Annotated in this window: 1 protein-coding gene; it reads left to right on the plus strand. The window is 65.5% G+C overall.

Annotation, left to right across the window (positions count from 1 at the left end; translation table 11 throughout):
- On the plus strand, positions 1 to 296 hold a 296-nt coding region (locus AC0L2Y_RS34685; protein WP_473562353.1), incomplete at both ends, for an IS66 family transposase.

Below are 296 nucleotides of genomic sequence, written 5' to 3' on the forward strand. Positions count from 1 at the left end.
TATCCGCTGGCGGTCGAAGCCGTGAAGCGCATCGATGCCCTGTTCGATATCGAGCGCGCGATCAACGGCCTGTTGCCGGCCCAACGCCACGCCGTGCGCCAGGAGCGGAGCGCGCCGCTGGTCACCGAGCTCGAGTGCTGGATGATCGAGACACGCGACAAGCTCTCGCGCGGACACGACCTGACCAAGGCGTTCAACTACATGCTGCGCCGCTGGTCATCCTTCACCCGGTTCCTCGACGATGGGCGGATCTGCCTATCCAACAATGCAGCCGAGCGAGCCCTGCGCGGCATCGC

The organism is Mesorhizobium sp. WSM4830 (assembly GCF_055811495.1).